At 71.5% G+C, this 25,358-nt stretch carries 21 protein-coding genes and 2 tRNA genes; 8 read left to right on the top strand and 15 right to left on the bottom strand.

What is annotated here, in order from left to right:
* Nucleotides 1-73: 73 nt before the first annotated feature.
* Nucleotides 74-562: a putative quinol monooxygenase gene (locus tag O0S08_RS25925; RefSeq protein ID WP_308477856.1), complete on the top strand. Its 489-nt coding sequence runs from the start codon at nt 74-76 to the stop codon at nt 560-562.
* 54 nt (nt 563-616) lie between these two features.
* Here O0S08_RS25925 and O0S08_RS25920 read toward each other — a convergent pair whose 3' ends face one another.
* From O0S08_RS25920 to thiS, 4 genes are all read right to left on the bottom strand, one after another.
* Nucleotides 617-1,477: a S26 family signal peptidase gene (locus O0S08_RS25920; protein ID WP_269031955.1), complete on the bottom strand. Its 861-nt coding sequence runs from the start codon at nt 1,475-1,477 to the stop codon at nt 617-619.
* On the bottom strand, nt 1,449-2,132 hold the full coding sequence (locus O0S08_RS25915) for a thiamine phosphate synthase (protein WP_269031954.1): 684 nt from the start codon (nt 2,130-2,132) through the stop codon (nt 1,449-1,451). Before O0S08_RS25915 ends, O0S08_RS25920 begins: the two co-directional genes overlap by 29 nt.
* 454 nt (nt 2,133-2,586) lie before the next feature.
* Complete coding sequence (locus O0S08_RS25910; protein WP_269031953.1) at nt 2,587-3,363, bottom strand: thiazole synthase; 777 nt, start codon at nt 3,361-3,363, stop codon at nt 2,587-2,589.
* A gap of 1 nt (nt 3,364) precedes the next feature.
* Nucleotides 3,365-3,568, bottom strand: coding sequence for a sulfur carrier protein ThiS (gene thiS / locus O0S08_RS25905; protein WP_269031952.1), 204 nt, complete (start codon nt 3,566-3,568; stop codon nt 3,365-3,367).
* Between the two features lie 274 nt (nt 3,569-3,842).
* Between thiS and O0S08_RS25900 the strand changes: the two genes are divergently transcribed.
* On the top strand, nt 3,843-4,523 hold the full coding sequence (locus O0S08_RS25900; protein ID WP_263429637.1) for a Crp/Fnr family transcriptional regulator: 681 nt from the start codon (nt 3,843-3,845) through the stop codon (nt 4,521-4,523).
* A gap of 47 nt (nt 4,524-4,570) precedes the next feature.
* Complete coding sequence (alr, locus tag O0S08_RS25895; protein ID WP_269031951.1) at nt 4,571-5,782, top strand: alanine racemase; 1,212 nt, start codon at nt 4,571-4,573, stop codon at nt 5,780-5,782.
* A 90-nt stretch (nt 5,783-5,872) separates the two neighbouring features.
* Here alr and O0S08_RS25890 read toward each other — a convergent pair whose 3' ends face one another.
* The 9 genes from O0S08_RS25890 to O0S08_RS25850 form a co-directional block, all read right to left on the bottom strand.
* A complete protein-coding gene (locus tag O0S08_RS25890; protein WP_269031950.1) occupies nt 5,873-6,916 on the bottom strand; it encodes a hypothetical protein in 1,044 nt (347 codons plus the stop codon).
* 57 nt (nt 6,917-6,973) lie between these two features.
* Nucleotides 6,974-8,416 (bottom strand): L,D-transpeptidase, encoded by a 1,443-nt coding sequence (locus O0S08_RS25885; protein ID WP_269031949.1) that lies wholly within the window; start codon nt 8,414-8,416, stop codon nt 6,974-6,976.
* A gap of 82 nt (nt 8,417-8,498) precedes the next feature.
* Nucleotides 8,499-10,082, bottom strand: coding sequence for a B12-binding domain-containing radical SAM protein (locus O0S08_RS25880; RefSeq protein ID WP_269031948.1), 1,584 nt, complete (start codon nt 10,080-10,082; stop codon nt 8,499-8,501).
* Between the two features lie 22 nt (nt 10,083-10,104).
* Nucleotides 10,105-11,103 (bottom strand): hypothetical protein, encoded by a 999-nt coding sequence (locus O0S08_RS25875; RefSeq protein ID WP_269031947.1) that lies wholly within the window; start codon nt 11,101-11,103, stop codon nt 10,105-10,107.
* A 25-nt stretch (nt 11,104-11,128) separates the two neighbouring features.
* Nucleotides 11,129-11,791, bottom strand: a complete 663-nt coding sequence (locus O0S08_RS25870) for a hypothetical protein (protein WP_269031946.1) — start codon at nt 11,789-11,791, stop codon at nt 11,129-11,131.
* A gap of 98 nt (nt 11,792-11,889) precedes the next feature.
* Nucleotides 11,890-12,858: an N-formylglutamate amidohydrolase gene (locus O0S08_RS25865; RefSeq protein WP_269031945.1), complete on the bottom strand. Its 969-nt coding sequence runs from the start codon at nt 12,856-12,858 to the stop codon at nt 11,890-11,892.
* Nucleotides 12,855-14,696 carry a M61 family metallopeptidase gene (locus tag O0S08_RS25860; RefSeq protein WP_269031944.1) on the bottom strand — a complete coding sequence of 614 codons (1,842 nt, stop codon included), beginning with the start codon at nt 14,694-14,696 and terminating at the stop codon, nt 12,855-12,857. Before O0S08_RS25860 ends, O0S08_RS25865 begins: the two co-directional genes overlap by 4 nt.
* A gap of 316 nt (nt 14,697-15,012) precedes the next feature.
* A tRNA-Glu gene (locus O0S08_RS25855) sits at nt 15,013-15,084 on the bottom strand.
* Between the two features lie 21 nt (nt 15,085-15,105).
* Nucleotides 15,106-15,176, bottom strand: a tRNA-Gln gene (locus O0S08_RS25850).
* 386 nt (nt 15,177-15,562) lie between these two features.
* On the opposite strand from O0S08_RS25850, the gene ggt reads away from it, so the two are divergent.
* Entirely contained in the window at nt 15,563-17,176 is a 1,614-nt protein-coding gene (gene ggt, locus O0S08_RS25845; protein ID WP_269031943.1) for a gamma-glutamyltransferase, read from the top strand.
* A 287-nt stretch (nt 17,177-17,463) separates the two neighbouring features.
* Here ggt and O0S08_RS25840 read toward each other — a convergent pair whose 3' ends face one another.
* The gene (locus tag O0S08_RS25840) at nt 17,464-18,939 is read right to left on the bottom strand and encodes a metallophosphoesterase (RefSeq protein ID WP_269031942.1); all 1,476 of its coding nucleotides are present in this window, start codon (nt 18,937-18,939) and stop codon (nt 17,464-17,466) included.
* A gap of 104 nt (nt 18,940-19,043) precedes the next feature.
* Here O0S08_RS25840 and O0S08_RS25835 point away from each other — a divergent pair, with 104 nt between their 5' ends.
* Entirely contained in the window at nt 19,044-21,149 is a 2,106-nt protein-coding gene (locus tag O0S08_RS25835; RefSeq protein WP_269031941.1) for a (Fe-S)-binding protein, read from the top strand.
* On the top strand, nt 21,146-21,484 hold the full coding sequence (locus tag O0S08_RS25830) for a BolA family protein (RefSeq protein WP_269031940.1): 339 nt from the start codon (nt 21,146-21,148) through the stop codon (nt 21,482-21,484). The genes O0S08_RS25835 and O0S08_RS25830 overlap by 4 nt, the downstream gene beginning before the upstream one ends.
* A 312-nt stretch (nt 21,485-21,796) precedes the next feature.
* Here the strand turns inward: O0S08_RS25830 and purM are convergent, their stop codons facing one another.
* Nucleotides 21,797-22,906, bottom strand: coding sequence for a phosphoribosylformylglycinamidine cyclo-ligase (purM, locus tag O0S08_RS25825; RefSeq protein WP_371879497.1), 1,110 nt, complete (start codon nt 22,904-22,906; stop codon nt 21,797-21,799).
* Nucleotides 22,907-22,999: 93 nt separating this feature from the next.
* On the opposite strand from purM, the gene accD reads away from it, so the two are divergent.
* Complete coding sequence (gene accD, locus O0S08_RS25820) at nt 23,000-23,893, top strand: acetyl-CoA carboxylase, carboxyltransferase subunit beta (protein WP_269031938.1); 894 nt, start codon at nt 23,000-23,002, stop codon at nt 23,891-23,893.
* A 6-nt stretch (nt 23,894-23,899) separates the two neighbouring features.
* Nucleotides 23,900-25,126: a bifunctional folylpolyglutamate synthase/dihydrofolate synthase gene (locus O0S08_RS25815; protein WP_269031937.1), complete on the top strand. Its 1,227-nt coding sequence runs from the start codon at nt 23,900-23,902 to the stop codon at nt 25,124-25,126.
* The last annotated feature ends 232 nt before the right edge of the window (nt 25,127-25,358 follow it).

Raw genomic sequence — 25,358 nt, 5'->3', positions numbered from 1 at the left:
GAGCGTGACGTCATCGGCCGGGTCGGGCCGGTCCGGCGCCGGCGATCGGGGCGGGCCGCAACCCCGCGGTTGGATGAAGAGCATGGACCGGTCGGGAACCCGAGCGCGGATGATCGCTCGGTGCTGGCCCGCTGCGCGTGCAAGCTGCTCCGGTGCGACGACCTGCAGACCGGCTGCGCGGAGCGGCTGTCCCGAGGTGCAGGTCGCACGGAGGCCGACGTCGATCCGCGTGATGTACAGAGGGAAGGTGAAGCCGGGCCAGGAAGAGGCGTTCGCGACGGCGTGGCGCGGGATCACGCGGTGGATGCGGACACACGTGTCGGGGGCTCGCGGGAGCCTGCTGGTCCGCAGCGCCGAGGAGTCGCTCGTGTTCGTCGGGATCGCCCGCTGGGCCAGCCGGGCGGCGTGGGAGGCCTCCCAGGCGAGGAGCCCGCAGGACCCGGAGCTCCTCGCGCACGTGCAGGCGATGCGCGCGACGGCCGAACGGTCGCGCCCGCCGGCGTTCCATGAGGAGGTGTCCGACCTGACGCTGGGCGGCGAGGGCGAAGAGGACAGGACGTAACAGACATGTCATCGAGGACATGCCCATGAAGGCATGTCCTTCGGGGCATGTCCTTCAGCGCTTGTCGGCCGGCGGGTCTTCGGGGGCGCCGCCGAGGCGGAGGACGATCTCGCCGCGGATCTGGTCGGTCTCGACCCAGCCGATCGCCCGCGAGTCGCAGCAGGCGCCCTCGTCACGGTTGTCGGCGACGAGCAGATAGCCGTCGGCGGGCATCTCGTAGGGGCCGCCGTCGGCGGGGATGCCGATGCCGCGCCAGGCGTCGGGGCCGGCGGTGCTGGCGAACACTTGATAGCGGCGATCGCCGATGATCTCGAAGGAGGTGGGGCGCGCGCCGGCCTCGCCCGGGCCGTCGCCGGGCTTGTGCGCGAGCGGTTCGCCGTTGATCGCCAGGCCGAGGGCGCCGCGCGGGTCGCCGAAGGTGACGCTGTCGCCGGGGAGGGCGAGGATCCGCGCGACCCGAAGGCTGCGCGGCGGGAGCTTGCCGGCGACGCCGCTGCGCCGCTGGACTTTCTCCCACTCGTCGTCGAGGCCGAGCTCCTTGGCGTCGACGACGGCGGTGTTGCGCAGGCGATCGCGGCTGCCGGGCACGCGCGGGCGAGCCTCGGGGACAGGCTTGTCGCCGGGGAGCTCCTGCACGGGCGGCGGCTCGGGCGGCGGGGGCGGCGGCGTGGGGTCGTAGACGACGAGGTCGCCGCGATCGAGGCCCCAGGTGCCGCGGACGAACAGGACGTGATCGCCGCTGCGGAGGTTGGGCGCCATGCCGTCGCCGTGGATCTCGACGACGGTGGCGAGGCTGCAGCGGAGGACCAGCAGCGCGGCGCCGCCGACGAGGACGCACCAGGCGAGCCGCGTCGGCCAGGTGCGGTCCGGCGGCGCGGGGTAGTCGTCAGGTTCTGGCTCGCGGCGAAAGAACATGCGCGACGCGGAGCTGCTCGCTCAGCGCGGCGACATCTTGCTCGACCCGTTCGAGCGGACCAAAGAAGACGCCGATCCCGGCGAGGGCCCGCGCGCCGGCGACCAGGCAGTCGCCGGCGGTGCCGGGGCCGACGCCGCCGAGGGCGACGACGCAGGCGGCCGGATCCGCGGTCCAGGCGCGCAGACCGGCGAGGCCGATCGGGCGCTTGCTGCCGAGCGGGGCGCCGGGCTGGGCCGTCGTCGGCGCGAAGATCGGGGCGACGAGGGTGTAGTCGACGAGATGATGGCCGGGCTGCGGCTCGCCGTGGACGGCCCGCCCGAGCAGGCCAGGGAGACGCGCGCGCAGCTCGGCGAGGCAGGCGAGCGAGGGGTCGCCGCGCAGGTGAAGGCCGTCGATGCCCGGCAGCGCGGCGGCGCGCACTGCGAGGCCCGGATCGACGGCAAGCAGGAGCGGAATCGCGCGATCGCGGCAGCGGCGGACCAGCGGCGCCAGGCGGCCGGCCGGGTCGAGCAGGGCCTCCGGCGCCGCCCCGGGCTCGCGCAGCAGGACGGCGAGAGCTCGCTCGCCGGCGCCGACGCGCCAGCGCGCGACGAGCTCGGGATCGACGGGGCCGGTCGGCGGGGTGATGGCGAGCAGGTGGAAGGGCGGGGTCACGAGAGCGCGAGGAAGTGTGCGACGGCGCGCGGGGAAGAGGAGCCTCGAGGCCGGCGAGGCGCGGGTGCGCGGGTGCAGAGCGCTCGAGGCCGGTGAGACGGATGCCCGGGGGAAGAGCGCTCGAGACCGGCGAGGCGCGGGTGCACGGGGGAAGAGCGCTCGAGGCCGGCGAGGCGCGGGTGCGCGGGTGCAGAGCGCTCGAGGCCGGTGAGACGGATGCGCGAGCGGCGAGGCCGAGGTGCGGCCGTTCACGCCATGGGAGCGTCGCGTCGGCGACGGACGAACCACCGCCGTCTCGAGTGAGCAGGCGTGGGCGGCGAGAGGGTTCGGCCTCGATGCCAGTCGGCGTGGGAGCGACGGGCCGGACCGCGGTCGGCGTGGCGGAGCGTGTGCCGGCAGTCGTGCCGGCGGACTCACCGGTGGCTCGTGTGGCTCGCGTCCTCGCGCCGGCGGCTCACTCGATCATGCCGGTGGTGGGGCTCGAGGCGCTGCCGATCACGCGCGCGGGCATGCGGCCGGCGCGGTAGGCCTTGCGACCGGCGATGATGCCGTCGCGCATGGCCTCGGCCATGAGCACGGGCACCTGGGCGTGAGCGACGGCGGTGTTCATGAGCACGGCGGTGCAGCCGAGCTCCATGGCGATCGCAGCGTCGCTGGCGGTGCCGACGCCGGCGTCGACGACGACCGGGATCTTGGCCTGCTCGACGATGAGGCGGATGTTGTGCGGGTTGCGGATCCCGAGGCCGCTGCCGATCGGCGCCGCGAGCGGCATCACTGCGGCGCAGCCCATCGCCTCGAGCTTGCGGCACACGATCGGGTCGTCGGTGCAGTAAGGAAGGACGACGAAGCCCTCGTCGAGGAGGATCTTGGCGGCCTTCAAGGTCTCCTCGTTGTCGGGCAGGAGCGTGCGCGGGTCGCCGATGACCTCGAGCTTGACGAGGTCGGCGATGCCGAGCTCGCGCGCCAGCCGGAGCGTGCGGACGGCCTCGTCGGCGGTGTAGCAGCCGGCCGTGTTCGGCAGCAGCGTGTAGCGGCTGCGGTCGATCCACGACAGGAGGTTGTCCTTGGCCTTGAGGTCGACGCGCCGCAGGGCGACGGTCACGATCTCGGCGCCGCTGGCGGCCAGGGAGGCGCGCGTCTCCTCGGCGTCCTTGTACTTGCCGGTGCCGATGATGAGCCGCGAGGTCAGGGTGCGACCGGCGAGGGTCCAGGTGTCGTGTGTGTCGCTCACTTCAGCCTCCGCCGACGAAGGTGACCACCTCGAGCCGATCACCGTCGACCAGCTCGGTCTGTTCGTAGGTGGCCCGTGGCACGATCTCTCGGTTGCGTTCGACCGCTACCTGCCGCGGGTCCAGACCCAGCGAAGCGACCAGCGCCGCGACCGTGGTCCCGGGCGCGATGGGGTGGGGCTCGCCGTTGAGCACGAGGGTCGGCACGGGCGGAAAGGTACAACGAACTGGTGGTAGGACGAGCTGGCGCCATGTGCGCCGGCACGACATGGATCACAGCGTTGCCCAATTCACTCACCTGTGGCGATCGTGCAACAGGTCTCCAGGGGCGCGATGATCGCCGTATTTTTGGAAGACGGCTGGAAAATCAACGAGTTAGGCGTTTGACGCGCCGTGCCGGCGTTTGGCCCGCTTTGTGCTCACCCCCACAAGCATGCACGTTGAGTCGGAATCCCGCCGCCCTAGCATCCCCCTGGAGCGCATGGAAGCCCAGGATATCCTGTCCTGCGTCGAGCCCTTCACCGCCGCCCGCCCCGCCGAACTGGAGGTGCTGGGGCGCACTGCGGTGCGAGTCCGAAAGACGCCCGCCAGCATCCTCTGCCACGACGGACAGCCCGCTGACGGCCTTTATATCGTGCTCCGCGGGCGCATCAACCTGGTCCGGGCCGTCGACGGCAACCGTGACCTCATCCTGTCGAGCCTCGGGCCCGGCGAAGTGTTCGGCGAGAACTGCGCGATGCCCGGGATGGTGATGTCGACCACCGCCGTCGCCGCGGTGCAGAGCGAGATGCTCCGGATCCCCGGCGAGGCGCTCAGCGAGCACCTCCGGCGCGAGCCCGAGACCGTGGTCCGCTTGATGCGGCTGCAGTACGAGAAGCTCCGCGAGGTCGAGGCCGTGGCCAGCGGCCTGGCGCTGTGTGACGTGGAGCAGCGGCTGCGCCGCACGCTCGCCCGCCTGGCCCGCCGTCAAGGCCGCCGCAACCCGGCCAGCGCCGGCTGGATCCTGGCGCCGGTGCCGACGCAGTCGGAGCTCGCCCGCATGGTCGGCTCCTGTCGCGAGACCGTGTCCCGCACGCTCAGCGCGATGGCCCGCAACGGCCTCGTCAGCGGCAGCGGCCGGCGCATGATCCTCAACGACAGCCTCGTCAACGAGACGACCTGAGAGCCGCGGAATGTCGGCGGGGCCGGACGCGTTGGGGGACGCGTCCGATGCCACGTTCCCCGACTCCTCGTGCTAACTTCGGGCCCGTGCCTTATTCCGGGCCTGAACGTCGGGTCGCCGACCGCAGGCAAGCTCCGATCGTCGAAGTCCGGCCGACTTATGCGTATGTCGACGCCGGGGCGATGGTCCACAACCTGCGCACCGTGCAGGCCGCCGTCGGTGCGCGCTGCCGCGTGCTCGCGGTGGTCAAGGCCGACGGCTACGGCCACGGAGCGATCGAGGCCGCCCGCACGTTCGTCGACGCCGGCGCGTGGGGCTGCGCGGTCAGCCTCGTCGAAGAGGGCGTCGAGCTGCGCCAGGCCGAGATCCGCGCGCCGCTGCTGGTGCTCGGCGGGGTCCATCCGGGCTCCGAAGACGTGATCGTGCACCGCTCGCTGACGCCAGTGGTGTGGGCGCGCGAGCACCTGCAGCTGCTCAGCGCCGCGGTCCGCCGCAGCGGGGCGCCGCCGCTGCCGATCCATCTGAAGATCGACACCGGCATGTCGCGCCTCGGCGCGCTGCCGGGGCAGCTGCCGGAGTTCCTCGACTGGCTCGAAGGCGAGGACGGGCAGCACGTGCGCCTCGAGGGGGTGATGACCCACTTCGCCTGCGCCGACGAGCCCGACGACGCGACGAGCCCGCGCCAGCTCGAGTCGTTCCGCGACAGCCTGGCGGTGCTGGCCAGCCGCGGCTTCCACCCGCCGATCCGCCACGTGTGCAACAGCGCGGGGCTGGTCCGCCTGCCGCACGCGCACTTCGACATGGTGCGCCCGGGCGTGGCGATCTACGGCGCCGCGTCGAGCCGCGAGGTCGAGCTGCCGGGCCTGAAGATGGCGATGAGCGTGCACTCGCGGATCCTCGGGATCCGCGAGCTCCCGGCCGGTGCGCGGGTGTCGTACGGGCACCGCATGGAGCTGTCGCGGCCGTCGCGGCTCGGCATCGTGCCGGTCGGCTACGCCGACGGCTACCCGCGGCGCATGAGCGGCCAGGCCCAGGTGCTGGTCCGCGGGCACCGCTGCCGCGTGGTCGGCAACATCACCATGGACGTGTCGATGATCGACGTGACCGACCTGCCCGACGCCCGCGAGGGCGAGCGCGTGACGCTGCTCGGCGCGCAGGGCCGCGACCGCATCGACGTCTACGAGCTGGCCCGCTGGGCCGACGTGATCCCGTACGAGATCTGCTGCGGGATCTCCAAGCGGGTGCCGCGGCGCGGATAGGTGCTTCGGGACATGTCGCTCGGGGCATGTCCGATCGGGCAAAAACGAAGGGACATGCCCTTGCGAGCATGTTCCTCGTGACAGACGCGCTCAGTTGCCCGAGGGCGGCGGCGCGGAGGTGGTCGGCGGCTGGCTGCTGGCCGGGGGCTCGCCGCCGGCGGGCGCGGGCGGGGCGGCCTCGGCCCCGCACTCCTCGGAGCCGACGTAGTCGGGGTGGCAGGGGTCGCTGATGTCCTGCACCTTGGGCGCCGCGCCGGCGCCGGTCTGGCTGACCGGCTTGGCCCAGTTCACCTCGGTCTTGGCGAAGGTGTTGGTGTTGCCGGCGTCGAAGATCTGCTCCTCGTTGACGTAGCTGTAGAGGTAGCGCTGCTCGGTGGCGAACAGGGCGGTGATCGTCGACTGCTTCTTGACCTCGTGGCTGCCGCTCGAGGTGGTGGTGATCTCGGTCTCGTCGGTGTCGGTGATCAGGCGCGTGACGGTGATCGGCGGCTCGCCCGTCTGGTAGAAGCCGTCGACCTTGCTGGTGACGGTGCCCTCGGAGTAGCGGCCCAGCTTGCCCTTGCGCCCGCGCTTCTTGTCGTCCTTCCAGGTGTCGCCGGCCTTGAGCGCCTGCGCGGGGACGCTGAGGAAGGCGGTCTCGAGGGCGTCCAGAGCCTGCTGCAGGACGACGCGGAGCTCGGCCGAGAGGTCGTCCGGGAGCTCGGGCATGTGGAGGATCTTGCCGGTGTCGTCGACGTTGAAGTCGACCTCGAGGCCCTGCAGCTGCTGGCTGGCGGTGCGGTTGAACTCGGCGACGCTGAGCGGGAAGCTCGGCGGAAGGCTCCACTTGACCTGCACGGCGCTGAAGCGGGCGGTGACGGCGGTGCCGCCCCGGGTCTCGTCAGGGCCGCGCACGGTGAGGGTGAGGTCGAAGCTGAAGCTCTGCGAGGTGCTGGTGGCGCTGCTGGCGGCGCGGATGGTGGCGCTGCGCCGCACGCTGCCCTGGTACACCTGGCCCGGGGTGAGGTCGTAGCGCAGCGTGATGCCCTCGGCCGGCGCCTCGACCTTGGTGAGGCCAGGCCCGGTCTTGCACCCGGGCAGCGTCGGAGCGGCACAGAGGAGGAGCGCGAGGAGCCAGCGAGGGGCGCGAACCATGGCCGCGAACATACGCGGGCGCGCGTCGCACGGTCAACCGGCGCCGATCCGACCGGGTCAGCCAGCCGCAGCCGCAGCAGGGACGGCATCCGCGGGCGCAGCGGCGGCCGCCTCGGCCCGGCGCTCGTCGGCCTCCTCCTGCTTGCGCTTCTCCTCCTCGGGGTCGGGCGGGCCGATCGGCCGCTCCTGCAAGAAGGCCTGGTCGGGCGGGAGGCTCGAGTCGCGGACGTGGACGACGACGCTGCGCTCGAGATCGGCGGGCAAATAGCCGGTCCAACCGGCCGGTAGCGCCGGGGTGACCCACTCGAACAACCACCGGGCGTCGAGCGGGGCGAGGTTGACGCAGCCGTGGCTGCGCCGCTTGCCGAACTGGTCGTGCCAGTAGGCGCCGTGGAGCGCGTTGTGGCCCTGGAAGAGCATGACCCAAGGGACATGTTCGACCATGTACGGGTTGTCCTCGTAGTCCTGGTTGGCCATGGTCATGCTCGCGACCTTGGCCCAGATCGGGTAGTTGCCCTTCGGCGTCGGCGAACCCTTGCCCGAGCTGACGAGGGTGACATACACCGGCCGCTCGCCGCGGTAGGCGACCAGGACCTGCTCGCCGAGGTCGACGTCGATCCACTGATCGTCGCCGCTGGCCTGTCGGTTGTCGCGCAGGGCGCCCTCGGGGATCGCGGTGAAGACGACCTCGTTGAGGTTCTTGGCCTGGACGTAGCGACCCTCGCCGATCTTCCACCAGCGATCGGGGGCGGCTTCACCTGTCTCTTCGAGCAGGTCGACCCGCTCCCGCAGGGCGAGGGTGCCGACCTGCGCGGCCTTGACGTCGGGCTCGGCGAGCACGGGCGCCTTGTCGCGCGACGACCAGGCGAAGGCGGGGCCGATGGCGGCGGCGCTGTCGACGAGGACGCCGTGCCACGCCGAGCCCTGACCGAGCCAGCCGACGGCCGACTTGCTGACGAGTTGACCGTCGACGGTCTCGACGTAGGCGCCGCCGTCGACCTCGAGGGTGCGCGCGACGGCGAGGTTCATGCCCTCGCTGAGGCTGCGCGCGGCGACGCCGGAGCGCACGCCGTCGACGCCCCGGTACATGAGGGCGCCCTCCTCGCGGACCTTGGTGTAGTCGTAGGGCAGGCGACGATCGCCGCGCAGGCGATCGGCGAGGGCGTGGCCGACCGCAGGCTGCTCGCGCGCGGGCTTGACGTGCTCGGAGCAGACGTAGCCGAACGGATAGACGGCGTACCACGGCTTGCCCTTGCAGCCGTTGTTGTCGCGGCTGGCGACCTGGCCGCGCACGAGCAGACGTGTCCCTTTGGACATGGTGGCGATCCGCTTGCTCGGCGCCCACGGCCGGGTGCGAATGCCGGTCTCGATCCAGTGGGTCTCGACGATCGCGGCGGGCGCCGCGTCGACCTTGATGCCCTCGCGCGCCTCGTCCACGGGCTCGAGACGGCCGAGCGCGGCGAAGGTGCGGAGGACGGTCCAGGCGACGAGGAGCTGCACGGCGAGACGCTACCACGGCCGCGCGCGCGGGCCGCAAAGTCGTCCACGCGCGAGAGGGGCGCGAGTATTCCAGCGCACCGGCTCACGAGCCGGAGCTGGCGCCGAGGACAGGCAGCGGGAACTTGCTGCGCCGCTCCGCCGCCTTGCCGCGCCGCCTGGCCCACGCGGCCTCGTCGCCGAACTTGAGCGGGCGAGCGACGGTGGGCGTGTCCTCGAAGGCACGGATCCAGTCGGCGTAGCGCGCGCCGGCCCGCACGGCCTGGATCGCGGCGTGGCCGGCGTCAGGCCCGCGCTGGGCCAGGAAGTATTCGATGTGGGCCCAGCGCGGTGACTGCGGCCGGATCTCGACCTTGCCGCCGAGGCCGCTGCGGATCCGTCGCAGCCGCTCCTCGGCCGCCTTGACGCCCATGAAGGCCTGGCCGTCGAGCGGCGTGTTGCGCTTGGCGACGAAGGTCGAGAACGTCAGCGCGAGGCGACCGATGCCGGCCAGCTCGCGCGCGAAGCGGATGAGCTCGTCGACATCGGCGTCGGTCTCGCCGGGCGCGCCGATCATCTCGTAGACCTTGAGGCGATGGAACCCGTGCTCGTGCACGAGCTTGGCGGCGCGTAGCAGGTGCTCCTCCTTGATCTTGCGATCGAGCAGGAGGCGCATGCGCTCGCTGATGCCGTCGGAGGCGACAGTGATCGTGCGGTGACCGCTGCGCTGCATGTCGCGCAGGAAGGTCGGGGTGAGGCGATCGGCGCGGAGGCTGGAGATGCTGACCGATCGGCCAGACTCGACGAGGCTGGCGACCAGCGGCTCGAGGTCGGGGTGATCGGTGACTGCGGCGCCGACCAGGCCGACCTTGCGCGCCTGCTCGGGCACGAGGTCGAGGACGCGGTCGATCTCGACGAGGCGCATGCCGCCCCCGGGCTGGATCCGCATGACGCAGAAGGCACACTGGCGCGAGCAGCCGCGCTCGGGCTCGACGAGGAACATGTCGGCGAGCTCGGTGTCGGGCGTGAGGATCGCCGAGTAGGCCGGGACGCGCTCCTTGCTGGCGCGCGCGGGCTCCGGCAGGTCGTGCCATAGACCGGGCGCGAGCTCGCCGACGATCGTGTGCGGGAGCTCGGCCGCGGCGGCGATCGCAGGCTCGCGCCGCCGATGCGAGAGCAGCCGTTCGATCGCGTCCGGCAGGACGTCCTCGGCCTCGCCGGCGATCAACAGATCGGCGAAGGGGAGCAGGCTGCTGGGGTTCGAGAAGGTGAGGGGACCGCCGACGACGAGGATCGGATCGTGCTCGCGGCGCTCGGCGGCAAGCAGCGGAATACCTGCCCCTTCGAGCAGGCGCACGAGGCCGGCGAGCTCGAGCTCGTAGGCGACGGAGATGGCGACGACGCGGTAGGACGACAGCGGACGCTCGCCCTCGTAGGTGAGGATCGGCCGTCGCGGCTGCGGCCACGGGAGCGCCATCGGTTCCCACACGTCGGGCAGGAAGGCCCGGTGCGCGCCGATCCCCAGCTCGTGCAGCAGACGGTAGAGCGTCTGGAAGCCGAGGCTCGACATGCCGGCGCGATAGGGGCTCGGATAGGCGAAGGCGACCTCGGAAGGTCGCCCCACGCCCAGAGTCCCGATCTCACGGTCCAGTCGGGCCCGCAGCAGGGCCCGCTCGTCGCTCACGGCCATGCGTGAAGTCTAGCCGCGCCGACTAGAAGCGCAGCGCGAAGGAGCCGGCCGCGCCGCCGCCGGGCAGGGGCGCCGCGCCGAGGCCGGTGACCTCGAGCCGCTTCTTGCCGGCGTAGAAGCCCTTGCCCTTCTTCTTGTTGCTGCGATCGATGGCGATCATGGCGATGCCGCCGACGAGCAGCGCGCCGCCCGCCGCGATGAGGATCGGCGTGACGAGGTTGAGGGTCTTCAGCGAGTTGAAGTCGTCGTCGACGTCGCCGGTGTACTGACCCTGCGGGAAGGTCGTGATGACGCTGCCGGGCCCAGCGGCGTCTTCGATGCCGCTGGCCTTGTTCTTGGCGCCGACGAGGGTGCCGATGCCGCCGCCCACTGCTCCCACGCCGAGCACGGCGAGCACGATGCCGCCGATGAAGAGGCCCGATACGCCGCGCTTCTTCGGCGCGTCGTCCTCTTCAGCGCTGCTGCTGCTGCTGCCGTTCTTGCGCTTCTGCAGCAGCGGGTCCTCCTCGTCGGTCGCGGGACGCGACGAGGTGTTGTTGTTGTTGTTGGTCGTGGTGGTGGTGGTGGCCGCCGGACCGCCGGTGACACACTCGGGGTTGTTCTCGGACTTCTGCAGCAGCTCCTGCGCCTTCTTGCGCAGGTCGGCGTTGTTCTGCTCCTTGACGAGGAACAGCTCGAGGTACTGCTTGACGCGGGCGCAGTCCTTCAGCTCCCACGCGTCCTGGCCGATGTTGAAGGCGAAGATGTGCTTGTCGGGCGCGAAGTTGTAGGCCTGCTCGAACCGGATGACCGAGTTGTAGTAGTCCTCGCGGTCGTGCGCGGCCTTGGCCTCGCCGAACAGCCTCTTGGCCCAGGTGAGCCGCTCTTCCTGGGAGAGCGTGCTCGGATCGGGCGGCGCCTCGGGTTGGACCCCGTTGCCGCCCGGCGGGGGCGGGGGCGGGGGGCCAGCCCAGGCGACGGAGGTGGGCAGCGCGAGAGTGGTGCAGAGGAGGGCGGACAGCGAGGCGCGCAGGATCGACATGGGCGGGTCGTTTCTCTCGGGTAGCTCAGCCGAAGGGATCGGCGACTTCGCTCTTCTTCTTGGGCTCGGTCTTCTTGGCGCCACCGCCACCACCGCCGCCGCTGGGCTTCTTGACCTTCTTGACGGTCTTCTTCCCGTCGGGCGTGGTTGCAGCGTTGGGATCGGGCTGGCCGGGCGTGGCGACGCCGGGCTGCGCAGGCGCGTTGGGATCGACAGGCTGGCCAGGCGTGACGACGCCGGGCTGGCCCGGGACGTTCGGCTGGCCGGGCAGCGGCTGACCCGGGACGTTCGGCTGGCCGGGCAAGGGCTGACCCGGCTGATTCGGCGCGGCCACCGGCGGCGGCTGGACCGGAGGCGTGGGCTCCTTGGTCTCGACCTTCGCGGGCGTAGGCGCAGGCGGCGGCGGCGGATCGGGCTTCAAGATCATCGCCAGCGCGACCGCGATACCGGCGACGGCAAGACCGCCTCCCAGCGCGATCGCCAGGATCGGCTTCTGGGGCGGCGGCGCCTCCTGCACGGGCGCAGCGAAAGTCTCGGGCTGCGGGGGCGGCTGCGCCGGTGGGGGCGGTGGCGGAGGCTCGGGCTCCGGCACCATGGTCGGAGTCATTGCAAGCTCGTCGACGAGCTGGCCGAGCAGGTCGTCAAACGCATCGGCGTTGCCGGATGTGGTCTTCTTTGGTGCAGCCACGGTGCCTCTCCTTCAACGGAGCCGAGAGCGGTTGGTCGATGTTAGCCTCTCGGGCAGGAGCGATACAAGGGTTTGCAGAAGTGCATCGGCCGAGTTGCTCATCGCGCGGCGCTTTCGCGGGTGAGGCCAAGGCCGGTCTGCGCGCTCGCCAGTGCGCAGACGAGGGATTCCACACGGTCGATCAGCGCGGCCAAACGCGGGCGGCTGGGTCGGATCGGCGCTCCGGCGGTCGACGCGAACGCGGCGAGCTCCGGCCACACCGCGGATCTCGCCTCGTCCATGTAGAGCGCGCGATTCACCTCGAGCTGCAACGCGTGCTGCCCGGCCTCCGGTCTGCCGAACGAGCGCACGAGTTCGCCGCCGCGGTACGGGTCGTTCAGGCGCACGGAGAGCGGCGGCCGACCGTCCGCAGACGCGCGCAGCGCTGCGAGCGCCCGCTGCTGCAACGCCGGGCTGCAGGCGCCGCCCTCGTACGTGCCGAGGATCAGATCGCCGGGCACGCTGCTCGGCATGCTGTGAGCGTCGAGCAGGATCGCGTGGCCGAAGCGGGCCCGCCGGCGCGCGAGCAACACCGCGAGCGCGCGGTGGTAGGGGAGGTAGTAGCGGCTGAGGCGCTGCGCGAACTCGGCGTACGACAGCGGGCGATCGAGGATGGGGATGTTGCCGACGGCGTTGCCCCACACGACGCCGCGGTTCTTGGCCTGCGGGCCGCACCAGCCGCGGCGATCGGGGCGCGGCGCAGGATGATCGGGGACGATCTCGGGGCTCACGTCGTCGGGCGCGCGGTTGAGATCGACGAGGAGCCGGCTGTACTCGGCCCGCACGACGGCGGCGCCGAGGGCTGCGGCGCGGCTGTAGAGCAGGTGCACCTCGTAATCGGCGTTGCGGGCGAACTCCACGGCGGGGCGCGCTCGCGGGGCGTCTGCGGGCCAGGCGAGGCCGACGTGCGGGAGGCTGACGACGAGCGGGGTGATGTGCTCGGCCGGGATGAACCGGAACGGCAACGGCGTCCCCGGCGGGTGGCCGACGTCTTCGGCGGTGAGCTGCTCGAGCGCGGGTTCGATCACGGATCGCTCCAGCGCCGGCCGGACCAGGCTTCGAAGCGCGCGCGGGCGGCCGGGTCGGCGTCCTCGATGCGCTCGATTTGCGGAGCCCCGCGCGCGGCGGCGAAAGCGATCGGGAGCGTCAGCACGCGCTCGCGCCGACTGATCAACAGCTCGGCGGGCGCGCCCGGTTGCAGGTGATCCCAGACGCGAGCGGCCCGGGCGGAACGGAGGCGCAGCCAGTTGCCGTCGAGGCGACGCGCAGCCAGCAGCTCGTCGCCCGAAGCCAGACCGGCGCGCTCGGCGGGCGAGTCGGTGCGCACGAATTCGACCCACGCAGCGCCGCCTCGATCCTGGAGCGTGAAGCCAGGGTCGATGAGGCCGGGCTGAACTGGCTTTTCGGACAGGCGAAGGCCGAGCTGCGCGAGCGGGGCAAAGTCCAGGTCGGTGGGTTTCGCCCAGAGTGCGCGGATGACGCCGGGAACCTCCCCCAGGCCGCTTTGCTCACCTAGAATTGCCTCGAGATCCTCGACTGTAAATCCTGGATAGGAATACGTATTTGTGGTGCCAGGGCCGCGAGTATCACGGCCGTCGGGGCCGCGCCGCCAGAGCTCGGCAAGCACACCGTCGAGGCCGCTGCCGGTGGGACGCAGCTCGCGGAGCCAGAGGTCGAGGAGCAGCGCGACGAGGCTGCCCTTGAGGTAGTAGCTGACCGACGCGTTGGGACTGTCGTCCTGGGGGCGGTAGAGCTTGACCCACGCGTCGAAGCTCGACTCCTCAAGCGACTGCACGAGGCGGCCCGGCGTGTCGCGCAGACGAGCAACCGACTCGGCGAGGCGCTGCAGGTGCGCCTTGACGCTGATCTCGCCGCTGCGCAGGACCAGAAGACCGTCGTAGTAGCTGGTGAAGCCCTCGGCGATCCACAGCTCGCGGGTGTAGTTCTCGCGGCCGTAGTCGAACGGACCGAGGGCGCGGGGACGCAGGCGCTTGACGTTCCACGCGTGGAACAGCTCGTGGCTGGCGAGCTCGAGGAGGTCGTAGACGCCGGTCTCGCTGTCGTCGTCGCGGTCGAGGTTGCCGGCCTGGACACGTCGCGCAGCCGGCGCCCATGACTCGGGCTCGACGCCGAGGACGCTGCCCGCCAGGTGCTCGAGCCCGCCGCGCGCGCCGACGGCGGCATGTACGAGGAAGGTGTAGTGGTCGTAGGGGCGCGCGGGCCAGAAGCGCTCGACCTGGTCGACGACGTGGGCGAGGCGCGGGAGCACGAACTCGGGGATCGGCTCGCCCCACACGGCCAGGCGCACGTGCTCACACGGCGCGGGGAGGTTGGTGACGGAGAGATTGCCGGCCTCGATCGGGGTGTCGAAGAGGGCGTCGAGGTCGGGGAGATCGACCTCGAAGTGGCCCGGGCTGCGACGCTCCTGCGCGGCGGGGTCGGCGGCGAGGCTGATCGCCGACCAGCCGGGCAATAGCTCGACGGCGACCCGGAACGGCCCCGCGTGGCCCTCGGGGACCAGGAACACCTGCGGGGGGTGGAGGTAGGCGTGGCTGGCGTCGTGGTGGGCGGTGCGGACGCTGAGGTCGTGGGCGTAGACGGTGTAGTCGACGACCACCCGCTCGCCCGGGCGAGCGGCAAGCTCGAAGCGATCCTTGGAGATCTTGCGGATCTCTCGTGGGCTGTCGGCGACGCTCGCGGCGAGCGTGCGGATGTTGCGCGCGTACTCGCGGAGCACGTACGAGCCCGGGCTCCAGGCCGGCATCCAGAGCTGACAGATCTCCCCGGTCGCTGTCAGCTCCAGGCGGACATGGATGAGGTGCGCCCCCGGCTGCGGAAACGTGACGCGGTAGGCGACGAGATCCACGCTCGCAGGATAGCAAGGTGGTCCGGGCCGACGAATTTTTCGCGCCCGAGTCGCCGTTCGTCCCGCCCGGAAAATCGTCGCGAAGCGGGTTCCAAGGAACACGGCCGACGTGTCGACCCGCGCGCCCCCGAGCACCGCCTCCGGTGCTCGGGTGGGTCAATCGCCGGCCCGCTGGTCCTCCGACCTCAACGTGTGACCCATCACGCCGCAGCGAGCAGTCGCTGCGGCGTCGTTTTTTGGAGCCGCGGGAGCGCGGCGGCCATTTCGGCGACCAAAAGAGGAAAGCCCTCAGCGGGTGCTGAGGGCTTTCATGGAGTGACCCTGTCGGGACTTGAACCCGAGCTTTCGGCGTGAGAGGCCAACGTCCTAACCGCTAGACTACAGGGCCAGAAACTCTCGGACGTGGTAGTTCGGGGACAGGGATTCGAACCCCGATAGGCGGTACCAGAAACCGCAGTCCTACCATTAGACGATCCCCGAAGAAGGGCGAGGCGCCGAGGGGTGTTGGTGGCTCGAACCGAGTCGGTTTGGGCCGCCCCTGGGGCGCGTCCGAGGTGGGGGGAGGATGCTCCAAGCCCCGGCAGGTGTCAAGCACGAATTCGGCCCGTCGCGAGCGTGCGAATGGCGCGACAGTCCGAGGGAGGCCATGTAAGGTTCCCGCCATGTCCGTCGCCCCGAAATCGTCCACGCCCCTGCCTCTGGTGCTCTGGCTCATCGCGGGGGCTCTGGCGTGCAAGCCCGCCGCTCCCGCGGCGAACCCGGCTCCCGGGCCGTCGACTGCGCCGAATGCGCAAGAATCGATCGATCATGGACCGGCGAGCGGGAGATCGCTTCCTGCCAAGGACGCGAGCGATCCCGCGACGGCGGTGGGGATTCATGGGGCCGTCACCTCGGCCGAGCGCAACGCCAGCGAGGTCGGCGTGGCGATCCTGAAGAAGGGCGGCAACGCGGTCGACGCGGCAGTCGCGGTCGGCCTGGCGCTGGCGGTGACGCATCCGAGCGCCGGCAACCTCGGCGGCGGGGGGTTCATGGTCATCCGCATGGCCGACGGGCGCACCGCGGCGATCGACTACCGCGAGGTGGCGCCGGCGGCGGCGACGCCGAACATGTTCCTCGACGCCAAGGGGAACCCCACGCGCGAGAGCGTCGAAGGCCCGAAGGCGGCCGGGATCCCGGGCACCGTCGCGGGGCTGGCGCTGGCACACGAACAATTCGGCAGCCTGCCGTGGCGAGATCTCGTGCTGCCGGCGGTGGCGCTGGCGCGCGACGGCCACGAGCTCGACAGCTTCCACGCCGAAGATCTCACCACCGGCAGCGAGCGAATGCTGAAGCTGAACTACAAGGACGCGGCGGCGATCTACCGTCGGCCGACGGGCGAGCCCTTCGTGGTCGGCGACGTGTGGAAGCAGCCCGACCTGGCGCGCACGCTCGAGACGATCGCGGAGCAGGGGCCGCGGGCGTTCTACGAGGGGCCGCTGGCCGAGAAGCTGGCGCGCGAGGTCAAGGCGCTCGGAGGGATCTGGACCGCCGAGGACCTCAAGTCGTACCGCGCGATCGCCCGCACGCCGATCACCTTCAAGTACCGCGACCACGAGGTGATCACGATGCCGCCGCCCTCGGGAGGCGGGGTGGTCCTGCGGCAGCTGCTGGCCGCGCGGGAGATCCTCAAGATCTACGAGAAGCCGTGGCTCAGCGTCGACGAGCTGCACCTGTACGTCGAGTCGGCGCGGCGCACCTACGCCGATCGCAACTTCCTGCTCGGCGATCCGGCGTTCGTCAAGATCCCGCTCGAGCAGCTGACCGACCCGACCTATCTGCAGGCGCGGCTGGCGGACATCGACCCGAACAAGGCGACCCCGTCGTCGAAGATCGCCGCCGGGATCGGGACCAAGACGTCGATGCAGACGACCCACTACTCGGTGGTCGACGTGCTGGGCAACGCGGTCGCCAACACCTACACGCTCAACACCGGCTTCGGCGCCAAGGTGGTCGTGCCGGGCACGGGGGTGCTGCTCAACAACGAGATGGACGACTTCTCGGTCAAGCCGGGGTCGCCCAACACGTTCGGGCTGGTCCAGGGCGAGCAGAACAAGATCGAGCCGGGCAAGCGCATGCTGTCGAGCATGAGCCCGACGATCCTGGTCAAGGACGGCAAGCTGCGCGCTGTGGTCGGCACGCCCGGGGGGTCGACCATCTCGACGACGGTGACCCAGATCGTGCGCGCGCTGATCGACTACGGGGCGACCATCGACCAGGCCGTGAAGGCGCCGCGGGTCCACCACCAGTGGATGCCCGACCGGATCGTCACCGAGCCGACGCTCGATCCGGCGACGATCGAGGGGCTCAAGGCGAAGGGACACACGATCGCAGAGTGGCCGTCGATCGGCCACGCCAACTCGATCGAGGTCGATCCCAAGACGCAGGGCTACCGCGCGGTCGCCGACATCGCCCGCGACGGCGGCGCGGCGGTCGCGTACTGACGAGCGCGGCTGGCGGTGCGGGAGCGCGAGGTGTCTCGAGAGACAGGACTCCCGAGCGCACTCGTGGTCCCGGCGAGTGAGCGCTGCTCCTGCGGCGGTGTCAGGCGCGCTCTTTCGGACCGTGAGGGGAGCTCGCGTCCGCGGACGCGAGCGGGCACCCGGTGATGTCTCTCAGGGCATGTTTTTAAAGACATGCCCTCAAGCACCTGTCGTGATGGGCATGTCCGAGAGCGAGCGATCGGCCACGAGCTCGTCGCTGGGGCGCGCGGAGGGGCCGGGGGCAGGCCTCAAGCGCCTGTCGTGACGGGCATGTCCGAGAGCGAGCGATCGGCCACGACCTCGTCGCTGGGGCGCGCGGAGGGGGCCGGGGGCAGGCGGGCGGCGTCGAGGACGGCGACGGCGTCGTTGCGCCAGGCGCGGAGCTCGACCTCGGCGAGGCGGCCGGTGGCGCGGTCGCGGCGGACCACCAGGTGGGAGCCGTCGAGGAAGCAGCCGCTGTTGGCGTAGACGACTTCGTCGTTGCGGGCGATCACGCCGTAGTGGCTGTGACCCATGAGCACCAGCGGGACGCCGGTGGCGCGGCCGACGTCGCAGGCGACGCGGGCCATGTCGTCGGCGACCGCGCGCGGGCGACGGCGCTTGCGGAGGCGGCGGATCGACAGCCAGCCGAGCAGGGCGCCGGCGACGAGGCCGGCGAGGGTGGGGGCGCCGAGCGCGGCGGCGAGGCCGACGCCGATCCCGAGGCAGGCGAGGACGCTGAGGATCGCGTCGAGGGCGGTGATCCGGAGGACGCCGGCGACGGTGGCCGAGGCGGGGGGCGGGGCCATCGATTGCAGCGCGGTCAGGGTGCTCATCTGCAGGCCGGCGGTGGCGGCGATCCGCTCGAGGCGGGCGGCGTGCATCGCCTGGCCGGCGCGGTCGACCCGGCCGGTGCGGGCCCACAGCGCCAACAGGCGGAAGGCCATGCGGAAGTACAGGGTGATGGCGTAGAGGATGAAGCGCAGGCCGCGGGCCCAGGCCCAGCGGACGTAGTCCCACGGGGTGATGAATTTGTCGGCCGCGTCGTAGTCGATCTCCGGCATCGCGTTGGTGAAGCTGCGCGTCGCCACCTCCGCCAGCGACTGGACCAGGCGGCCGCCGCGCGTCGGCGCCAGCATCTGTCCCGTGTGACAGGCGGCGTCGAACACGTGTCCGTGCTCGATCCACACCCCGCCGGCCTCGCACAGGAACCACGGGACGAATCGCACCCGCGCGACCTGGTCGAGGCGCGGGCTGCCGGTGTGCGTGATCGTGAGGGAGGCCTCGCCCAGGCCGGCGTAGAGGCGTTCGGTGAGGGCGCGGCGGACGCCGGGGTACAGGAATTCGGCGTCGTGGTTGCCGACCACGAACACGATGTTGTGGCCCGCCGCGAGGAAGCGGACCAGCGCGTCCTCGACGCCCGGGTAGGCGTCGAGCACCGCGTGCAGGCGATGGACCGCGAGGGCCTCGCCCACGAGGCGCTTCTCCTGGCCGACCTCGATGTTCCAGAAGTCGATGAAGTCGCCGTTGATGACGAGCTGCCAGCGGCCCGGTCCGCGGGCGTAGTGGTCGAGGAAGCGGGGCAGGCCGCGGTCGATGTCGACGGCGAGGTGGACGTATTCGCCGCGCATGCGCGGCTTGAGGTGGGAGCCGAGGTGGAGGTCGCTGATGAGGAGCAGGTCGGGCGCGCCGGTGCGGGGGCCCGGAGAGAGCTCGCGGTCGGGGCGCTGATCGGACGGGACCATCACGGAAAAAGCGGGAGATTTCGGCGCGGCGCGGTCTCGCGCCCAGAGGCGAACGCTGGCCTTTGCCCTGTGGTATAGCGTGCTTGCCCAAAGCCCGCCCTGCCATGCTCAAGCAGATCGCCTTCGCCGCCGCCGTCGCGTTCGCACTCGGCCTTTTCACCTACAACGTGTCGGCGCTGATCCGCACCGTCGCGCTCGGCCGTCCGTCGGATCTCAAAGAGACCTGGGGCCAGCGGATCGCCAGCCTGATGGCCTTCTTCTTCGGTCAGGGCAAGGTCGTCGAGGAGAAGCGGAGCTGGCACCACCTGCCCATCTACTGGGGCTTCCTCATCCTCACGATCGCCACCGTCGACATGGGCCTCACCGGCCTGTTCGGGCCCGGCCTCAACCTCTCGCTGGTGATGCCCGACGCCGTGTACCTCGGCACCATGGCCGTGGTCGACGTCGCCAACGTGATCGTCATCGCCGCGCTGGCGTACGCGATCACGCGCCGCTTCATCCGCCCGCCGTTCGTGCCGCTGAGCCTCGACGCGATGCTGATCCTGTCGGCGATCGCCCTCCTGTGCATCAGCCACTTCGGCCACCACGCGTTCGAGATCGCGGCCGTCGGGCACTACGCCGGCGGGGCCCCGGTGTCCGCGGCGATCAGCGGGCTGTTCGCGGGCATGGACCCGCACGTCGCCCACATCGCGGCGGAGGTGTGCTGGTGGGTCCACATGGGCATCGTCCTGGCCTTCCTCAACTACCTGCCGTTCTCGAAGCACATCCACGTGCTGACGTCGGCGCCGAACATCCTGCTGCGCCGCCAGGGCCAGCGCGGGGCGATGCCGAAGGCCAAGCTGTTCGACGGCGAGCCGACCGACCCCAACGCCGAGCCGCTGTTCGACAACTGGGGCGTGGGCAAGGTCGAGGACTTCACCTGGAAGAGCCTGCTCGACAACTACTCGTGCACCGAGTGCGCCCGCTGCACGATGTACTGCCCGGCGTTCGCGACCGAGAAGCCGCTCTCGCCGATGCACCTCATCCACGACCTCAAGGACGAGATGAAGGAGCGCGGCAAGCTGCTGGTCAAGCTGCAGAAGGCCGGCGGCTCGCTGAAGGACGACGCGCCGGAGGGGCCGAACAAGTCGATCATCGACAAGATCAAGGCCGACCTCGGGGCGCTGCCGCCGCTGGTCGGCGGGCGGGTCAAGGACGCCACGCTGTGGGCCTGCACGACCTGCGGGGCGTGCCAGGAGGTGTGCCCGGTGTTCATCGAGCACCCGCTGAAGATCCTGCAGATGCGCCAGCACATCGTGCTGAACGACGAGTCGGGCCGCACGCCCGGCGAGGTCACGCGCGTGCTCGGCAACATCGAGGGCGCGGGCAACCCGTGGAGCCTGCCGCAGGACGACCGCATGAAGTGGGCCGAGGGCCTCGAGGTCCCGCTCATCGACGACGTGCCCGACGCCGAGTACCTGCTGTTCGTCGGCTGCGCCGGCGCCTACGACGACAACGCCAAGAAGACCACGCGCGCGCTGGTCAAGGTGCTGCAGGCCGCCAACGTGAAGTTCGCGGTGCTCGGCAAGCGCGAGAAGTGCACCGGCGACACCCTGCGCCGCCTCGGCGCCGAGATGGCGTTCCAGACGCTGGCGCAGGAGAACGTCGACACGCTGAACGAGGCCAAGGTCACCAAGGTGATCGCCTCGTGCCCGCACTGCTTCCACACGATCAAGAACGAGTACCCGCAGTTCGGCGGCAACTACGAGGTCATCCACCACAGCCAGCTCATCACCCACCTGCTGCAGGCGGGCAAGCTCAAGCTGAGCAACGCCAGCGAGCTGACGTTCACGTACCACGACTCGTGCTACCTCGGGCGCTGGAACGGGGTCTACGACGCGCCGCGCGAGATCCTCGAGCACGCGACCCGCGGCAAGGGCAAGGTCCAGGAGCTCGGCCGCAACCGCGAGCACGGGTTCTGCTGCGGCGCCGGCGGCGGCCGCATGTGGGTCGAGGAGGAGCCGAGCAAGCGCGTCAACATCAACCGCGCCAAGGAGGTCGCCGAGGGCGGCGCCAACGCGGTCGCCGTCGGCTGCCCGTTCTGCCACACGATGCTGTCCGACGGCCTCAAGTCGCTCGGCAAGGACGAGTCGATCCAGGTCATGGACCTCGCGGTGGTCGTCGCCCAGCAGCTGCCCGCCGAGGCGCCGCGGCCGGAGGCGAGCGCGTGAGCGAGGCTGTCCCTTCGGGCAGGCGAGCGCGCGCCCTGAGCGAGGCGCTGACGGCCGCGTTCGCGCCCGAGCACCTCGAGGTGCGCGACGAGAGCCACATGCACGCGGTGCCGAAGGGCGCTGAGAGCCACTTCCGGGTGGTGGTCGTCAGCTCGGGCTTCGCCGGCAAGTCGCTGGTCGCTCGCCACCGCGAGGTGAACGCGGCCGCGGCCGAGGAGCTGCGCTCGGGGCTGCACGCGCTGGCGATCGAGGCGCTGACGCCCGAGCAGTGGGAGGCCCGCGGCGGCCAGGCTGCCAAGAGTCCGCCGTGCCTCGGCGGCAGCAAGGCCGGCTGAGCCGAAACCCCGCTGTATCTGTCTCTGGGGGCAGGTCGTTCTTCGCTGCGCACGGCTCGCCGCCGCGGCCGGTGCTACGTGAAGAGGGTGGCAACGAGGGGACGTTCGTGCCGACCGGGGACCGCTTCGTGGCTTCGTGGCGCGTCCGACCTCGGCGCGCGAGCAACACGAGGTGCTCGATCGTCCTGCTGTCGCCGGTTCGGCCTCCGTCGCGCTTCGGTCACTCGGCGCATATGTCCCGAGTGACAGCTTCTGCGGAGGATGTTTTGCCTGTCTCGGGGGACAGAATCATCTGTCCCGCGAGACAGCCGATTACTCGACCTCGACGGCGCCGCCCATCCAGGTCGCGCCCGACAGGCGCACCTGCGGGGCGTCGGCGGCGGGGCGGGCGACCACGCGGCCGAGCGTGTAGGGCTCTTCATCGAGCGCAGCGAGCGCGCCGCGGACGACGTCGACGTGCGCAGGGTCGACGTACAGCAGCATGCCGACGCCGCAGTTGAAGGTGCGCAGCAGCTCGCGCACGCCGACGCCCTGGGCGGCGATCGCGGCGAGCACCGGCGGGAGCTCGACGGGCGAGAGATCGAGCTCGAGCGCGAGATCCTCGCCGAGCGCGCGCGCGGGGTTCTCGAGCAGGCCGCCGCCGGTGATGTGCGCGGCGCCGTGCAGGGGGGCGTGCTCGAGCCCGCGGAGGGCCGCGAACGCGGGCTCGTAGATCCTCGTCGGCGTGAGCATCGCCTCGCCGACGCTGCGGCCGGCGGGATCGCCGGGCAGGGGATCGGCGAACGACAGGCCGGCGTAGGCGGGGTCGAGCAGGGCCTTGCGCGCGAGGCTGTAGCCGTTGCTGTGGAGGCCGCTCGAGCGCAGGCCGAGGACGACGTCGCCGCCCTTCACGCGCGTGGGCCCGAGCATCTTGCTGCGGTCGACCACGCCGACCGCGAAGGCGGCGAGGTCGTAGTGATCGCGGGCGTAGAGGCCGGGCAGCTCGGCCGTCTCGCCGCCGAGCAGGGCGCAGCGCGCCTGCTTGCAGCCGTCGACGATGCCGCTGACGAGGGCCTCGATGCGCTCGGGCACGACCCGGTCGCAGGCGATGTAGTCGAGCACGAAGAGCGTGCTCGCGCCGGTGACGAGGAGGTCGTTGACGTTCATCGCCACGAGATCGACGCCGACGGTGTCGTGGCGATCGAGCGCGATCGCCACGAGCAGCTTCGTGCCCACGCCGTCGGTGCAGGCCACCAGCACGGGGTCGCCGACGCCCACCGGCAAGCCCATGAGCCCGGCGAAGCCGCCGATGTCGCCGATCTGCTCGGGCCGCCGCGTCCCGGCCACGAGGCGCTTGATCCGCCGCACGGCCTCGTTGCCTGCGCTGATGTCGACGCCCGCGCCCTTGTAAGTGAGAGGGTCCTTGCGATCCTGCACGGGCATGACGCGTACCAAGGCGCGAGCCTCGCGGCAACGGCCTTGAAAAGGCGGCGGGTCGCGGCGATGATTCGCCCCGGCAAAGGGAGCCCGATTCGTATGGCGTGGTGGCGACGCAAAAAGCAGCCGCTCGAGCAGACGAGCGAGAGCAACAAGGTGTCCGTCCCGCGCGGCTTGTGGACCAAGTGCGACGCGTGCGGTGAGATCACGTACACAGCGGAGTTCGTGCAGAACCTCCGCGTCTGCCCGGTGTGCGGGCACCACCACGTGATGCCGACGAAGGAGCGGATCGCGGCGATGCTCGACCGCGACTCCTGGCAGCCGCTGGACCTCGAGCTGCGGTCGGGAGATCCGCTCGGCTTCCGCGACCAGGCGGCCTACAGCGACCGCGTGGCCAAGGCCGACCGCAGCGTCGGCCCCACCGACGCGTTCACCGCCGGCTTCGGCACCATCGACGGCCTCGACGTCAGCGCCGGCTTCTTCGTGTTCGAGTACATGGGCGGCTCGATGGGCTCGGTGGTCGGCGAGAAGGTCACCCGGGTGTTCGAGCGGGCGCTCGAGCGCAAGATCCCGGCCGTGATCTTCAGCGCGTCCGGCGGCGCCCGCATGCAGGAGGGCATCCTGTCGCTCATGCAGATGGCCAAGACGTCGGCCGCTCGCGGCCGCCTGCGCGCCGCGGGGATCCCGTACGTCTCGGTCTGCCTGCACCCCACCACCGGCGGCGTGGCGGCCAGCTTCGCCATGCTCGGCGACGTGATCCTCGCCGAGCCGCGGGCCCTGGTCGGGTTCGCCGGGCCGCGCGTGGTCCAGCAGACGATCGGCCAGGAGCTGCCCCCGGGCTTCCAGCGGGCCGAGTTCCTGCTCGAGCACGGCATGCTCGACCGCATCGTCGGTCGCCTCGAGCTGCGCGAGCAGCTGGGCCTGATGCTGCGCCTGCTGGCGGGGGCGCCGGCCAAGGCGGTGGCGGCGCTGCCGGCGGCGCCTGCTGGCTGATCGGACATGTCCATGAAGACACCCCCGGCCTGGCAGCTGGCGCTGTTCGCCAGGCGTTCGTTGGGGGTGATCCGCGGGCTCGAGGCGGTGCGGGCGGCCTACACGGCGCTCGGCGAGCCGGGCGTGGGAGTGCCGGTGATCCACGTGGTCGGCACCAACGGCAAGGGCTCGACGTCGGCGATGGTGGCGCACGCGCTGCGTCGACGCGGCCGGCGGGTCGGCCTTTACACGAGTCCGCACCTGCACCGGGTGGGCGAGCGGATCCGGCTCGACGGGGTGCCGCTGGCCGACTCGGCGATGGAGCTGCTGGTCGATCGGGTGCTGCGGCTCGAGGGTCCGGGGCTGCCGCGTCCGCTGACGTTCTTCGAGGTGCTGACCGCGGCGGCGCTGCTGGCGTTCGGCGAGGCTGGCGTCGAGGTCATGGTCTTGGAGACAGGTCTGGGCGGGCGGCTCGACGCGACCGGAGTGGTGCCGGCGACGGTGACGCTGATGACGCCGATCGACCTCGATCACCAGGCGTACCTCGGCGACACGATCGAGGCGATCGCGGGCGAGAAGGCGGCGGTGATGCGCGACGGAGCGCCGGTGTGGTCGGCGCCGCAGCAGGCGGCGGCGGCGGCGGTGCTGCGGGCGGCGGCGGCCGAGCACGGGGTGCCGCTGGAGTTCGTCGAGTCGCTGGCGCGCGCGCCGGAGGGGCTGCCGGGCGAGCATCAGCGGATCAACGGCGCGCTGGCGCTGGCCGGGGCGCGAGTGATCGATCCCGCGGTGACTGCGAGCGACCTCGACGGGGTGCGCTGGCCGGGCCGGTGCGAGCGCGTGGCGAGCGGCGGCGGGACGGTCGTGTTCGACGCAGGGCACAACCCGCACGGGGTCGCGGCGCTCGTGACCTGGCTCGAAGGACAGCCGCATCCGCGGCGAGCGATCGTGTTCGGCTGTCTGGCCGACAAGGACGCCCCGGGCATGCTGGCGCAGCTGCGGCGGGTGAGGTCGCCGATCTGGCTGGTGGCGCCGGGGCCCGGCGGCTACGACCTGGCGTCGCTGCAGGCGGACGACACGCGGCTGTTCACCGAGGGGGTCGGGCCGGTGCTCCACGCGGCGTGGCGTGAACACCTGGCCGCCGGCGGCGAGCTGGTGGTGTGCGGCTCGCACATCCTGGTGGGGCAGCTGCGCGAGCAAGTGCTCGGCGAGGTCGCCGACGAGCTGCCCCTCACCGACCCGCTGAGCCGGCGCTGAGGTGTGCGGCCTGGCTGTCCCTCGGGACAGGTGATACTTCGATGGCCGGGGAGAGGTGCCTCGTCACGCGAGAGGCCATGCAGGGTCGCGTCTTCGACCTGAACACGGTCGCCGCGTCGAGCTCGAGGGCTCGGTTTCCCGGCGACCCCGGGAGGGAGCCTCCATGCGGTCGTCCTCCGCCGCGAAGCCGGGCCGGCTCGTCAGACGCGGGTGCGCCGAGGTGAGAGGCGAG

Source organism: Nannocystis punicea (assembly GCF_026965555.1).
In the GTDB taxonomy this organism is placed as follows: domain Bacteria; phylum Myxococcota_A; class Polyangia; order Nannocystales; family Nannocystaceae; genus Nannocystis; species Nannocystis punicea.
Note: the sequence above shows the minus strand (reverse complement) of the source record. Positions and strands in the feature narration are given on the sequence as shown.

Excerpts from the sequence above, each read along its gene's own strand:
- accD (WP_269031938.1), top strand. The coding sequence starts at position 23,000 with ATGGCGTGGTGGCGACGCAAAAAGCAGCCGCTCGAGCAGACGAGCGAG.
- O0S08_RS25835 (WP_269031941.1), top strand. The coding sequence starts at position 19,044 with ATGCTCAAGCAGATCGCCTTCGCCGCCGCCGTCGCGTTCGCACTCGGC.
- alr (WP_269031951.1), top strand. The coding sequence starts at position 4,571 with ATGCCACGTTCCCCGACTCCTCGTGCTAACTTCGGGCCCGTGCCTTAT.
- O0S08_RS25875 (WP_269031947.1), bottom strand. The coding sequence starts at position 11,103 with ATGTCGATCCTGCGCGCCTCGCTGTCCGCCCTCCTCTGCACCACTCTC.
- purM (WP_371879497.1), bottom strand. The coding sequence starts at position 22,906 with ATGCCCGTGCAGGATCGCAAGGACCCTCTCACTTACAAGGGCGCGGGC.
- O0S08_RS25840 (WP_269031942.1), bottom strand. The coding sequence starts at position 18,939 with ATGGTCCCGTCCGATCAGCGCCCCGACCGCGAGCTCTCTCCGGGCCCC.
- O0S08_RS25925 (WP_308477856.1), top strand. The coding sequence starts at position 74 with ATGAAGAGCATGGACCGGTCGGGAACCCGAGCGCGGATGATCGCTCGG.
- O0S08_RS25900 (WP_263429637.1), top strand. The coding sequence starts at position 3,843 with ATGGAAGCCCAGGATATCCTGTCCTGCGTCGAGCCCTTCACCGCCGCC.
- O0S08_RS25815 (WP_269031937.1), top strand. The coding sequence starts at position 23,900 with ATGTCCATGAAGACACCCCCGGCCTGGCAGCTGGCGCTGTTCGCCAGG.
- O0S08_RS25880 (WP_269031948.1), bottom strand. The coding sequence starts at position 10,082 with ATGGCCGTGAGCGACGAGCGGGCCCTGCTGCGGGCCCGACTGGACCGT.
- O0S08_RS25890 (WP_269031950.1), bottom strand. The coding sequence starts at position 6,916 with ATGGTTCGCGCCCCTCGCTGGCTCCTCGCGCTCCTCCTCTGTGCCGCT.
- O0S08_RS25920 (WP_269031955.1), bottom strand. The coding sequence starts at position 1,477 with ATGTTCTTTCGCCGCGAGCCAGAACCTGACGACTACCCCGCGCCGCCG.